We start from the raw sequence: 12,602 nt of genomic DNA, 5'->3' as shown, positions 1-12,602 counted from the left end.
GTAGGGCAGGATGGGCGCGTGAGTACCGACGCCGCTTCCGAGCCCCCGCCCGCACCGCCCCTGCCGCCGTCGGGCACGACGGCGGTGCGCGCCGTGCTCCTGGACGCCGACGGCGTCCTCCAGCTCATCGGCACCCCCTGGTACCGGGCGCTGTCCGCCGGCGGCGGGGAGCCCTTCGCCAAGGCGCTCCTGTCCCGGGAGGGGCCGGCGCTGTCGGGCAGGGAGAGCCTGCGGGACCTGCTGGAACGGCTGGTCGTCGAGCTGGACCTGGCCAGGGGCGCTGACGAGCTCATGGCCCTGTGGCGCCAGGCGACGCCGGACCCGCCCGCCTGGCAGCTGGTCCGCGAGCTGCGGGCCGCGGGCTACCTCACCGTCCTGGCCACCAACCAGCACGAGGAGCGCCGCGAGTGGATGCGCACCGCGCTGGGATACGACGGCCTGTGCGACGTGGACGCCTACTCCTGCCTCCTGGGCGCGGCCAAGCCCGACCCGGATTACTTCCGCGCCGCCCTGGCGATGGCGGGCGTCAGCACCGGCGAGGCGCTCTTCGTGGACGACAGCGCCGAGAACATCGCCGCGGCCGCGGCGCTGGGCCTGCGCACCCTGCACCACCCCACCGACGCCGGCGGCCGGGTGCTGCGACGCGGGGTGGTCGAGGCGCTGAGCGCCTGACGGGACGGTCACCGGGCGCCGGCCTCCTTCTGAGGAAGGAGACCAACACGACGTCTTTCTCATCCTGTAGAAACTTGTACGGCACGTCTTGTCGCGAAAGACTCGACTCATAGGTGTACTCGACTCATAAGACACCCCGAGAGGACAATATGACCACACAGGATGCAGCTGGACCCGCAGCCCGGTTCTGCGCCCCGAAGCGCAGGGTCACAATGCCTGCACGCTCCGCCGCATCCGCCCGAGAACGCATCTCCGACAGGCTCGACGAGCGCTTCAACAACCCCTCGCGCCGCGCCCCGCGAGCCTTCCTCCACGTCATCAGCCGCATCCACAGGCTCCTCCCCCGCAGGCTGCGCGGACGCGTGCCCGTGACCTTCATCGGCTACGCCCTCATCAACGGCTCGGCCTTCCTCATCGACATCAGTTTCCTGTGGCTCTTCTTCGACAAGCTTCACTGGTTCTACCCGCTGGCCGTCACCCTGGGATACATGATCGCCGGGGCGTACTCGCTGCTGCTCAACCGGTGGCTGAACTTCCAGGCCCACGGCCATCTCGCCGCGCAGGGCTCGCGCTACATGATCGGGCTCGCGAGCCAGTACGTCATCTTCATCCTCGGCCTGTCCTCCTTCCTGCACTGGATCGGGGTGAACGCCGAGCTGGCCCGCGTCATCTCGGCCTGCTGCGAGGGCGTCTATCTCTACACCCTCATGAAGCTCTGGGTCTTCCGGGGCACTCCCGAGCCCGACGACGAGCCCGGAGCCCCCGAGCCCGCCTGAGCCCCGCCCGGGCGCGGACCGATCTCGGCACAACCGGCCGGCCCAGCCTCACCACCGGGCCCGCGCCGTCTCCCGCGGCCCGTCGAGCTCGGTGAAGCCGGCGTCCACGACCGAGACCGGCCGGGACGCGGCCTCCCAGGCCTCCGACGGCGGGAAGGAGACCCGTACCCGGTAGTCATGCGCCGCCCAGGCGGAGCGGACCGCCTCGGGCATGGCCGGGCTCTGCCAGGCGAGCTGGGCGGCGTGGGCGACCTGCGCGCACAGCTTGCCGCTGGTCATCTCCTCCAGGGACGTGACCTCGACCGTCACCAGCGCCGAGGAGGAGACGGACTCCCCGGTCAGCTCGATGCCCGTCGCCGCCCCATCGTCGCGGCGGGCGGCCTCGGCGATGGCGGCCGGCGGGGGCGGCAGCTCGTCGCCGTGGGGGAAGTGGGTGCCCTCGACCTGCGTCTTGGCCAGCGGCGGGGGCAGCGGCCGCACCGGGCCGGGGACGAAGGCGCGGGCGGCGGCAGTGCCCCAGCCGGCGGGGCCGTCCTGGAAGACGGTGACACCCGCCAGCTCCTGGACCTCCTCCCAGCGCCGCCCGCGGGCGCGGCGCACGAGCTTGCGGATGCGCCTGCTCCTCCAGCGCTCGACGGCGTCGTGCCAGGCCCCGCCGGGCGCGGCGGGCGGCGAGGCGAGCAGGGCGACGACGGCGCGGGCCGCGGCCTCGGCGACGTCGATGCGGCGCGGCGGGCGGACCTTGTCGTAGCGGACGGCGATCTGCATGCCCCAGGGGGTCTCGTGGTCGCTCACGCCCCGACCCTACCGACCCGCCCGGCCGTGCTCTCCGCGCCCACCGCCAAAGGCCGGCGACCCGGGCCTCATCCGCGGGGAGGAGCCGCCGGCCGGGGGCGTCATCCCTCCGACGCACGCCCGTCGCGGCCGGCACCCCTATGGTCGGGCCCATGACGTCTTCGCTCCCCGCCCCCGGGCGCCCCCGGCTGCTCAACGGCGCCACCGTCCACGGCCCGGCCGGCATACGCCGCCTGCGCCACCGCGCCGAGATGCCCCTGCTGTGGGCGAGCGCGGCCGTCAGCGCCGCGGCACTCGCCGCCTGGCTGGCGCTGGTGATCTGGCTCGCTGTCGTGCCCGCCCCGACCGGGGCGGCCAAGCAGGTGCGCGACTTCTTCGTCGGCGGGAACGCGATGACGGGCGCCCAGGTGCTGCTGGCCGTCCCGCTGCTGCCGCTGGGCGTGTGGGGCGCACGTGCGCTCCTGTACGCGCGGATGCGCGCCTCCTCGGTGCAGATGAGCCCGACCCAGTTCCCCGAGGGCTACCGGATGGTGGTGGAGGCCGCCGAGCGCTTCGGGCTGCGCCGCGTCCCCGACGCCTATGTGGTCCTGGGCAACGGCAGGATCAACGCCTTCGCCGCCGGGCACGGCTTCCGCCGCTTCGTGGCCGTCTACTCCGACCTGTTCGAGGTCGGCGGGTCGGCGCGCGACCCGGAGGCCCTGCGCTTCGTCATCTCCCACGAGGTCGGCCACCTCGCCGCCGGACACGTCTCCTTCTGGCGCGTCCTGGTCTTCCAGGTCGTCTACTCCGTGCCGCTGCTGGGCAAGGCGCTGTCGCGCGCCCAGGAGTACACGGCGGACAACCACGGCTACGACGCCGCCCCCGCCGGCGTGCCGGGCGTCATGGGGCTGCTCGGCGCCGGCAAGTACCTGGGCGCGCAGGTCAACCTGCACGCGACCGCGGACCGCGCCGCACACGAGAGGGGGCTCTGGGTGCACGCCGTGCAGTGGACCTCGACCCACCCGACCCTGACCTGGAGAGCGCACGCGCTGCGGGACCGCAGCCGCCCGGGGCGCCTCATGGTGCGCCCCAAGACGGCCTGGTACCCGCCGATCAGCCCGGTGGGCCGGGACCGCAGCCGGAGCTGGCCCGCCCCCGCCGAGGTGCTCGCCCGCATGGACGACGGCAGCGGCCTGCGGGTGCCGGGCGCCGAGGAGCAGTTCGGCCGATACCCAGGCCTGTCCTACGCCGTGGGCCGCGACGAGCTGCGCCTGGCGGACCCGACCCCGTCCGGGCCGCCCCGCCCCGGTCCCGCCGGGGCCGGGGCCGGGGCCGACGGACCGGTCGGCTGACGAGGGGCGGGCGGAGCGGTGACCCGCCGCCCGCTCACCCCGCCCGGCGCAGCAGGACGCCCCTCCCGCCCTCGAAGGTGACAGCGCCGAAGGCCCTCAGCTGAGCAACCTTCTCGAAGCCGACCACCAGGTGCAGGCCGATGGAGGCGTGGTTGGAGGCGTTGACGACGCTGTACAGGTCCGCGGCGGGCCCTCGGGCCCGCACGGCGCCGGCCACCGCGGTCAGGAGCACGCGCCCGACGCCACGACAGCGCGCCACGGAGTCGACGACGAGTCCCGAGACCATCCAAGCCTCAGTGTCATCGTCCGGCTCCGGCAGCGAGGCGCGCAGCCTCTCGGGCAGCGGGAAGGCGCCCGACAGCGCGACGGGCGCGAGCAGGTCGTCGTCGAGGTCCCCAGGGCCCGCCACCTGGCCGTGCGCGGGGCCCTCCTCGCCCGTAGGGCCCTCCTCGCCCGCGGCCTCCGCGGCGGGAAGGAGGGCCAGGAGGAGCACCGGGAGGGAGGCGATCATGTGGGGCGCCCGCTCCCGGGCCTCCTCCACCGAGGTTCCCCGCAGCGTCAGGAGCCGGGCGACGCGTGCGGCGTCGCCCGGCTCGGCCGGGCGGACGAGGACTCCAGCGGCAGACGCGCCGTGCGGCGGCGTGGGTGCGAAGTCGTTCACCGGCCCAGTCTTGCGCATGTGCGCGGTCAGCGGCGCCGCCGGCGCAGGAAGAGCAGCACCAGTCCGGCCACGATGGCGATCAGGGCGACCACGCCGCCGATCAGGCTGGCTCCGGTGACCGGCAGGGTCAGCAGGGCCGGCTTGGCGACGGCGGGCGTCGTCGCGGCGACCGCGATGACCGGGTCGGCGGCGGGGGCGCTCGCGTCCGCGGCGCCGGCGGGATCCTCCTCGGCCCCGGGCGCCGGGGCGGCCTCCTCGGAGGGGACGGCGGGATCGGCCTGCGGGGACTGCTCCTCGGCCCCCGGCTCGGCCGGGGCGGACGACGGCTCGACGGCCCCGTCGTTCGCGGCGGTCGGCGTGGGCGCGGCGGACTCACCGCCGGGCTGCGCGGACGGGGCCGGGCTCGCCGCGCCGTCCGTCGGGGTCAGGCCGACGGCGGCCGGGTCAGGGTAGACGGCGAAGTCCTGGGTGGCGTACCAGGAGCCCGTCTCCGAGTCGTAGGCGACGCCGATGCCCACGGCGTTGACGGCGGGCTCGACCATGTTGGCGTAGTGGCTCGGGGAGTCGCGCCACAGCGCGAACAGCTGGTCCCCGATGTCGCTGCCGTCGAGGTCGCCCAGCACGGCGACGTTCTCCGAGGCCGAGGTCCACCCGGCCGGGTACTGGTCGGCGAAGGCCGCGTTGTGGGTCATGGACCTTTGCGCCGCCATTTGCTCGGACCACCTCTGGGCGACCGAGTCGAGCTGGGTGTAGCGGGTCACGGGCGACAGGCCCTGCTGGGCCCGCAGCTCGTTGATCCTGCGCAGGATCGTGTCCGCGTAGCCGGCTCCCTCCGCGGTGGCCTCCGCCGGCGCCGCCACGACGGCGGGCTCCTGTGCAGCCCCGGCGGCCGCAGGGGCGGCCTGCGCGGCCGGCACGGCGACGAGGGGTATGACGGCGAGCATCACGAAGGCGAGGGAACGTGGGGTCTTCATGGAACTGTCTCCTGTCAGTCAGAGGCGTGACGACGCCTCCAACCTCATCACGGCACCCGAATCACGACTATGTAACTGCTCTCTTGTTCACTGAGAGCATATACCTATGTTAGAAATCGATTTGTCTTACATGCCGTGGATGCGGCGTACGACGACGGCCGTGCCGACTGCGTCGCCGGCGCCGGCAGCGCCCCGAATCGGCGCCGCTGCGCGCGGGCAGCAGGCCGATCAGCCCGGCGGCCAGACGAACCGGCCGCCGCGCCCGGTCGCCTCCGCCGCCGACGGGGGTGACTATCACCTCGCTCCCCCTCAGGGTCCGCGCAGGCTCGCGGGCGCGCGTCGACATCAGGCCCTCGAAGGTCCCGACGAGGATCTTTGCGCGGTGAGCTGGCGCCCGTCGGCCGCCGGGGCCCTGGCTGACCCCGACCGCCGCCCAGGGGTTTTCGGGCCGGGGCCCGTCGAAGCGCCGCAGCGAGGGGGACTGGGAGATGGCGTAGCCGGCCCCGGTGCCGGCGAGCGCAGTCATCTTGAGGGCGCCAACGCTCCTCCAGCCGGTCCGCACCCGCTTCCGACCGTCATCGGCCCGTCCGGGTGAGAGCACCGGAGTGCCGCAGGCCTCCGGCCGGGCGCCGCCCGGGACGATCATCGGAGCACCGGCGATCACCGGGCGCGACTAACCATTTCGATCGGGGCGCGCCGAGACTCGCGGGTGTCATCAAGGAGACAAAATCGTTACTTTTGTATTCCTCGCGGTACGCTCCACTCGTGACGACCGTGAGTAAGGGCAGGCGCAGGGTCCCCGCAGCGCTCCAGCACTGATCGGACCGCCGGGCGCCCGTCCTCGCTGCCGCGCCGTCGCAGCAAGGAACTCGGCTCCCCTGAGGCCTCCACAATCACGCACCATCACGCGCTTACAGGTAGCGCCCGCTACGAAGGACACGCACATGAGCACCGCAACAGAGTGGCCTCGAGCCGAGGTCTTGCTGAGCGCCGAGGGCCACGCGCACGTCATTTTCGAGGGCATCGAGGCGGACCTGAGCAAGTCGACCCCGAAAGAGGCCCGTGCCGCCGTTGTCACGCACCTGTCCCATCGCGCCAGGACGCTCGGGCACCCGATCTCCACCACCATCACCGAGCCCGCGGGAAGCTGGCGCATTGCCGTCTACCCGGACGGCACCATCATCACCGAGGGCGCGCTGACCCCGACTCCGACGCCGGCCCAGACGAGGGTCAGGCCGTCGGTCACGACGAGGTCCTCCTCCCCGCCGCCGGTGCGCCGCAGGCAGCGGGCCGCACCCGCTCCGGAGTCCGACACCCCCGCGACCGCGGGCATCCGGCTGCCCCCCGGGCTTCTGCCCCGGGCCGCCTCCGCCGAGGGCCGTACCGCGCCGCGCCGACACCGCGCCGCGCCTGCGCCCGAGCCGCCCGCGGTGTCGGCCCCGTCACCGGATGCGCCGGCCGAGTCCCCCTCGCCGCCGATCACGTCGCGCTCCCGAGCGGCCGCGCCCTCCGCGCGGCCCGTGGTGGCGCCCCTGCCGACGCGCTCGGCGCCCTCGCCCTCCCGGCCTGTGGCGCCCCCGCCGGCGCGGCCCGTGGTGGCGCCCCTGCCGACGCGCTCGGCGCCCTCGCCCTCGCCCCCCACCCGGTCGGAGACGTCGCCGTCGTCGTCCGCGATGCTGGACACGCCCTACTCCAATTTGGCCGTACCGCCGTCGCCCTCGATCGCTCCGCCGGAGACATCGGCGGTCTCACCCGAGACCCTGGCGACGCCGTACTCCGCATCGCTGGCGTCACCGGCATCGGCCGCGGCGGCCATGCAGCCCCCGATGGCGGCGACGCCGGCCTCGCCCTCCGCCGCACCACCGGACGCGCGCGGGCAGGCGCGCTCAATGTCGCTGCTCACCGAGGCCACCAATGAGGCGCCCGCCGCCACCGGCCTGCGCGGGGCCCTCAACCAGCTCGGGCTGCACCTGGCGCCCGCCTCGCGGGAGCGCGCCGAGCGGGCCGACGCCGCCGCCGTCGCCCAGCACTGGGCGGGGCCGCGCACCATCGCCGTCGTCAACGGCAAGGGCGGCGCCGGCAAGACGCCGACGGCGATCCTGCTGTCCGCGGTCTTCGCCCGCTACGGCGGCGCCGGGGTGGTCGCCTACGACAACAACTCCACGCGCGGCACGCTGGGGTGGCGCACCCAGCAGGGCCCGCACGACGCCACCGTCATCGACCTGCTGCCCCACGTGGACCACCTCCTGTCCCCCCAGGCCCAGGCCGCCGAGATATCCGGGTTCGTCCACCACCAGCGCGAGGACCGCTATGACGTCCTGCGCAGCCGGCCCGAGGTCCTCGCGGACGCCAAGCCCGGGGACGCGGACACCTTCGACGCCGTCCACGCAGTCCTGACCAAGTACTACCGCCTCGTGGTCGTCGACTCCGGCAACGACGAGTCCAGCCCGCAGTGGCGCGCCATGATCGCGCGGGCCGACGCTATTGTCGTGCCCACCACCACGCGCCCCGACCACGCCGAGTCCGCCCGCCTCCTGCTGGCCGAGCTCGCCGGCACCGACGACCACGCCGCCCTCCTGGCCGAGAACGCCCTGGTCGTCGTCTCCCAGGGCTCCAAGGCCGAGCCCTCTCCCGCCCATCTCGTCTCGACCTTCCAGGGGATCGCGCGCGCCGCTGTCGGCATCCCCTACGACCCCTCCATGGCCGGCAGGCCCCTCATCCTCGACTCGCTCAACCCGACCACCCGCCGCGCCTGGCTCAGGACGGGCACCGCCCTGGCCGCGGGGCTCGCCTAGATCCAGCTGCGAGACTGCGGGGAAAGAGGCGTAGCAAGCGCTGGGACACCAGATGAGTGATTCCAGGGGTGGTGGCTCTGTCCGGTCCTCATGCGGTTCTCATGTCCGTGCCGCCGGGGAGCGTCTTTTTCGTCGGACCGGTTCAAGGGGGCGGGCGGCCTCCCCCGTCGGCTCTCCGGGGACCTCGCGGGACTCTCGGGAGCCGCTGCCCTCCGCCGCGCCCACCCCTGAGCGGGAGATCCTGGGACGCGAGCTGGGCGACGCCGGTCGCACGAGCCCTCAGGGCCGACCGGGCCCCGCCGCTCCAGGCGCGGCCGTACAGAGACGAGCGCCCGGGCTCGATCATCCAGACGCTTGAGCCCGGGGGCGCGGGGCAGGTCGGGCCGATTGCGCGTCCGACTGCACCCGCTCGCGGCCCCGTCGGAATCAATCGTCCAGCAGGCGAGCAGTCCAGGCTGTGACGTCGAGATCGGTCCACGAACCGATCTCGACGAAAGGGGAAAGAGGACGGGGCCCGCGGCGCCTGCGGTCAGGAGCCTCTCCCGGGGCTCCACAGGGGCAGCTGGGCAGCCGTTGCCCACAGGACTCGAACCGCCTCGTCGCGCACCGAGCGGACCGGTCGTTAGCGTGCAATCACATGCTGCGCATCTGGTCGCGCAGCCCTGCCGAGGAGTCACCATGCCCACCACCAACCGCCGTCGTCCCCGTTCCCGCTCCCACCCCCGCCCGACCACCCCGGCCCAGAGGCTTCACACCGGCGCGGCCTTCGGGCCGGCCAACGCCCCCGGCGCCACGGAGAACACCTTCGAGGAGACCACCCTGCTCGAGATCGCCCTGGCGATGCGGGGCAAGCTCGCAGCCCGCGGAATCACCACCGAGCTGGCCGGCGGCGCGGCCGGCCCGGAGCTGCACGGCACCGGCGCCTACGAGGGCATGATCCTGTACCTGGACATGACGGCCTTCGAGCTGGCGAGTCACGACAGGTCGGCCTGGGACGAGATCCTGGACGTGCGGGTCGCCCAGGCGGTCACCATGACCAGCAGCGTCAAGAAGCCGCTGAGCACGCCCGAGGAGTGGCGCGCCGCCGTGCGCACCCGGCTGGTCGACCCGGCCAAGGCGTCCCCCTGGGGGGAGCCTGTCCAGCGCCCCTTCGCCGGGAACCTCGTCCTGGGCCTGTACCGGCGCTTCTCCCATGGGGTCGCGCCGATCTTCCCCGGGCTCCTGGAGGACTGCCCACTGAGTACCGACGAGCTGTTCGAGACCGGCCAGCGCAACACGGACGAGGCGCCGCTGGTCCACTCCGGTCCGATCGGCGCCGGGGCGTGGGCCCTGCACGGCGAGGGCTTCTTCACGGCGTCCAAGGCGGCGAACCTGGGAAGGGTCCTGGAGGAGATCGACGTCGACACGAGCGCCGGAGCGCTCTTCGCCGTCCCGCACAAGCACGCGCTGGGGCTGCACCCGGTGGACCGGCAGGACCCGGAGTGGGCGCTGCGGTCGATGGCGCTGTTCATCTACGACGAGGTCGCCCAGCACATCGATCCGCTGCTGTCCGCGTTCATCTTCTACCGCGCCCCCGACGGCGAGGTCGAGGCGGTCGCGCTGCCCGAGCTGGCCGAGGTGCCCGAGGACGGGACGCGAACGATCCTGTCCCTGCCGGCACCCCGTTTCGACGCGATCCTCGAGGCTCAGCCCTCCAGCGCGTAGCCCGTCACCGGCCCGGCTGTGCTGGGCTGCCAGCCCAGGGCCGGTGCGACGTGCTCGGCGAAGGACTGGAGGATGTGGAGGTTGTAGTCCACGCCGAGTTGGCTGGGGATGGTGAGCATGAGGGTATCGGCGGCCTGCAGGGCCTCGTCGTGCGCCAGCTGCTCGATGAGGACGTCGGGCTCGGCGGCGTAGGTGCGCCCGAAGGTCGACCGCAGGCCGTCGATGACGCCGACGTAGTCGCGGGAGTCCTTCCCACGCAGGGCGAAGAGCTTGCGGTCGGTCTCGGAGACGACCGGGAAGATCGAGCGGGAGACGCTCACGCGCGGGGTCCAGTCGTGGCCCGCCCGACGCCATGCCTCGCGGTAGCGGCGGATCTGCTCGGCCTGGAGCGCGGCCAGACCCTCGCCGGTGGCCTCGGTCAGCAGGGTGGAGCTCATGAGGTTCAGTCCCTGACGGGCCGTCCACTCGGCCGTCTCGCGCGATCCCGCCCCCCACCACAGACGGCGGTCCACGCCGGGCGAGTGCGGCTCGATACGCAGGCGGGCGGAGGCGCCTGGCGCCATCCCGTTGCTTGTGTCGAGGTCGGCCTGCGGGACGCCGCGCACGGCGTCGAGGAGCTGGGCGGTGTGGGCGTGGGCGAGGTCGGTCCCGCGCTCGTCGCTGCCGGCGGCGTAGCCGAAGGCCTCCCAGCCGCGCCTGGCCTGCTCCGGCGATCCGCGCGAGATGCCGATGGCGATGCGTCGGTCGGTGAGCAGGTCGAGGGAGGCGATCTCCTCGGCCAGGTGGAGCGGGTTCTCGTAGCGCATGTCGATGACGCCGGTGCCGACCTCGATGCGCCCGGTGCGGGCGCCGGCCGCCGCCAGCAGCGGCACGGGCGAGGCGGCCTGGCGGGCGAAGTGGTGGACGCGCCAGTAGGCGCCGTTGACGCCGATCTCGTCGGCGCCGACGGCGATCTCGACGGCGTCGTGGAGCGCTCGGCGCGCGTCCGGGTCGCCGGGACCGCGACCGTGCCCGTAGTGTCCGAAGCTGAGGAATCCAAATGCCTTCATACAGCGTTCAACTATCTGGGTGGCGCCAGCATTCCCGACGGCGGTGCGCGAGGCTCATCGCTCCTCCGGGTCCTCGGCAGCTCCGGCCGGGCGGCCCGTGGGCGGGCAGCGCCGCGGGGGCGGGTGATGGGGATGGCGGTGATCGAGGCGAGCAGCGGGTCCGTGGGCGGGCAGCGCCGCGGCCGCCGTCGGGAAAGGCCCGCATGGCCGGTGCGACCTCGACGGCGGGCAGGCTCCGCCGCGCAACCGCGTGCGCGAGCAGCAACCCGCCCACAGTCCAGCGGTACCCGCACCAGCACCGAGCGGTTGCCCCTCCCCCAGCAGATCGACGTCGGCGCCTCCTGGTGCGGGACCAGCCGCAGGAAGGAGACGGGCGCGGTGTTGCCGAAGGCGGTCAGCGACGCGGCGTGGGACAGGTAGCCGCCGATGACGCGGCGGGCGGTACCGGTCAGTCCCGCTCCCTGCGAGAACTGGTTGACGCCGTCCTTCATGAGGCGGGTGTGGAAGTGCATGCCTGAGCCGGCCTGGGCGACGGCGATCTTCGGGGAGAAGGACACCTCGATGCCGTGAGCGCGGGCGACCTCGTGGTAGCAGCGCTGCTCCTCGACCTCGAAGAGCTCGTCGACCGACGAGAACGGGTAGTACCCAGGCTCGCCGAGCGTCTCCAGGCGGCAGCCGGTCTCGGCGCGCAGCGTCTCCTGCGCCTTGCGCAGGAGACGCTGCGGGGCGCTGACCAGTTGAGCATGGGGATGCCCTGCTCAGTGACGAATAGGAGAACGGTGTCGATCGCGCCGGGGCGCCGGAGGCGACGACGTCGGCCGCAGCGGCGAAAAAGGCCCGCTTCTGCCAGCAATGCCCCACCAGGCCAAGCCTCCTCAGAGCCGCTCTCGCCCGGCCGCGCCTCCTGTTCTGCGGCGCGGACCGCCCGTCGGGAGTCGGATGGCGCTCCGGCCCTGCGCTCTCCGCCTCCTTCATCGAGATCGGTTCGAGCCGCCCGCCGGGGCCGCCGGGCGCCGCTGCACCCGGACAGTGATCGTCCTGTGCGCTCTTAACTCCCCGCACCGCCCAGCCGGTACTGCGGAACCACGGAATCACGCCGATTCCCGTCATGTCCGAGACCGCCGAACGGTATAAAAGCGTGTAGGGCAACCACTTGTCCCACCCCGGAATCAGTCATCTCGACGGCTGACTCCGATCCAGCAGGGGCCCGCCAGGCCCCGTGGACCGATCTCGAGTCGGAGTACTACCGATCTCGCCGCGGAAGCGAACCGATCTTGGCGAGGGGGCGGGGGCCGCTGGCGCCAGGCGAGGAGCGCCCAGCCCGCCCACCGCCCCGGAATCAATCACCTGGCTCCGTCAGCCCTCTTTCTCCCGTAAATGAGAACCCGCGACTCCGAGTAAAGGACCAGGGAGATGCTGTCCTTCCAGCAGCCTCCCTCGACGCCCTTCTTCTCATCGACTTATTGTCCCAGCGCATGTCCGCGGGAGCCTCCAGGCTCCACAGCTCTTCCCCCTTATCCACGCTCCTGGCGGCCACCCGCCCATCGGCGCCGCGGAGCATGACGACGCCGCACTTCGCCCGCCATTCCTCACCTCCGATATCAGCGTCCCACATCATCTTTCCCGACTCGCCCGCGCCGTCGTCCTCCCGATCCGAGACCATGCGCCCCGCGGAGACCAGGACCTCACGCTCCTCCCTTGTGGTCGACAAACCCAGCCCCTCCTGACACTTGACCACACCCTCATCCATTCCGAGCCCATCGGTCCGGAGTCGGGACCACGCAGTAAGGCCGCGGCCCGCTCAGCGGCGCCCGTTACCTTGTTGGTGGTTCCCGGTGGTAGGTG

At 73.2% G+C, this 12,602-nt stretch carries 12 protein-coding genes and 1 pseudogene; 5 read left to right on the top strand and 8 right to left on the bottom strand.

The features are described from left to right. Positions 1 to 18: 18 nt before the first annotated feature. The gene (locus O145_RS08580; protein WP_052374881.1) at positions 19 to 672 is read left to right on the top strand and encodes an HAD-IA family hydrolase; all 654 of its coding nucleotides are present in this window, start codon (positions 19 to 21) and stop codon (positions 670 to 672) included. A 149-nt stretch (positions 673 to 821) separates the two neighbouring features. Beyond that, positions 822 to 1,448, top strand: a complete 627-nt coding sequence (locus tag O145_RS08575; protein WP_043562262.1) for a GtrA family protein — start codon at positions 822 to 824, stop codon at positions 1,446 to 1,448. Positions 1,449 to 1,496: 48 nt separating this feature from the next. Here O145_RS08575 and O145_RS08570 read toward each other — a convergent pair whose 3' ends face one another. After that, complete coding sequence (locus O145_RS08570) at positions 1,497 to 2,243, bottom strand: peptidyl-tRNA hydrolase (RefSeq protein ID WP_043562261.1); 747 nt, start codon at positions 2,241 to 2,243, stop codon at positions 1,497 to 1,499. A 152-nt stretch (positions 2,244 to 2,395) separates the two neighbouring features. Here O145_RS08570 and O145_RS08565 point away from each other — a divergent pair, with 152 nt between their 5' ends. Then, complete coding sequence (locus O145_RS08565; RefSeq protein WP_084682481.1) at positions 2,396 to 3,574, top strand: M48 family metallopeptidase; 1,179 nt, start codon at positions 2,396 to 2,398, stop codon at positions 3,572 to 3,574. Positions 3,575 to 3,608: 34 nt separating this feature from the next. On the opposite strand, the gene O145_RS08560 is transcribed toward O145_RS08565, so the two are convergent. The 4 genes from O145_RS08560 to O145_RS19145 all read right to left on the bottom strand — a co-directional run bounded on the left by O145_RS08560 (position 3,609) and on the right by O145_RS19145 (position 7,112). Further along, on the bottom strand, positions 3,609 to 4,235 hold the full coding sequence (locus O145_RS08560; RefSeq protein WP_043562295.1) for a GNAT family N-acetyltransferase: 627 nt from the start codon (positions 4,233 to 4,235) through the stop codon (positions 3,609 to 3,611). 26 nt (positions 4,236 to 4,261) lie between these two features. After that, on the bottom strand, positions 4,262 to 5,209 hold the full coding sequence (locus tag O145_RS08555) for a CAP domain-containing protein (protein ID WP_043562260.1): 948 nt from the start codon (positions 5,207 to 5,209) through the stop codon (positions 4,262 to 4,264). A 1,162-nt stretch (positions 5,210 to 6,371) separates the two neighbouring features. Then, positions 6,372 to 6,893: a hypothetical protein gene (locus O145_RS19150; RefSeq protein ID WP_229118456.1), complete on the bottom strand. Its 522-nt coding sequence runs from the start codon at positions 6,891 to 6,893 to the stop codon at positions 6,372 to 6,374. Positions 6,894 to 6,896: 3 nt separating this feature from the next. After that, entirely contained in the window at positions 6,897 to 7,112 is a 216-nt protein-coding gene (locus O145_RS19145; RefSeq protein ID WP_229118455.1) for a hypothetical protein, read from the bottom strand. Here O145_RS19145 and O145_RS19140 point away from each other — a divergent pair. Both O145_RS19140 and O145_RS08545 read left to right on the top strand, forming a co-directional pair. Next, complete coding sequence (locus O145_RS19140; protein ID WP_229118454.1) at positions 7,099 to 8,004, top strand: MinD/ParA family ATP-binding protein; 906 nt, start codon at positions 7,099 to 7,101, stop codon at positions 8,002 to 8,004. The genes O145_RS19145 and O145_RS19140 overlap by 14 nt on opposite strands. A 678-nt stretch (positions 8,005 to 8,682) precedes the next feature. Beyond that, a complete protein-coding gene (locus O145_RS08545) occupies positions 8,683 to 9,708 on the top strand; it encodes a hypothetical protein (RefSeq protein ID WP_043562258.1) in 1,026 nt (341 codons plus the stop codon). Here O145_RS08545 and O145_RS08540 read toward each other — a convergent pair. From O145_RS08540 to O145_RS08530, 3 genes and pseudogenes are all read right to left on the bottom strand, one after another. Beyond that, positions 9,690 to 10,757: an LLM class flavin-dependent oxidoreductase gene (locus tag O145_RS08540; protein ID WP_043562257.1), complete on the bottom strand. Its 1,068-nt coding sequence runs from the start codon at positions 10,755 to 10,757 to the stop codon at positions 9,690 to 9,692. The genes O145_RS08545 and O145_RS08540 overlap by 19 nt on opposite strands. 278 nt (positions 10,758 to 11,035) lie before the next feature. Beyond that, positions 11,036 to 11,494 (bottom strand): annotated as a pseudogene (locus O145_RS19135) (glutamine synthetase); the annotation flags it as partial. A 602-nt stretch (positions 11,495 to 12,096) separates the two neighbouring features. Beyond that, positions 12,097 to 12,495, bottom strand: a complete 399-nt coding sequence (locus tag O145_RS08530) for a PQQ-binding-like beta-propeller repeat protein (RefSeq protein ID WP_043562256.1) — start codon at positions 12,493 to 12,495, stop codon at positions 12,097 to 12,099. Positions 12,496 to 12,602 lie beyond the last annotated feature (107 nt).

Origin of the sequence: Actinomyces israelii DSM 43320, assembly GCF_000711965.1 — a bacterium.
GTDB lineage: Bacteria > Actinomycetota > Actinomycetes > Actinomycetales > Actinomycetaceae > Actinomyces > Actinomyces israelii.
The sequence above is the reverse complement of the archived record's forward strand: the minus strand, read 5'-3'. Positions and strand labels throughout refer to the sequence as shown.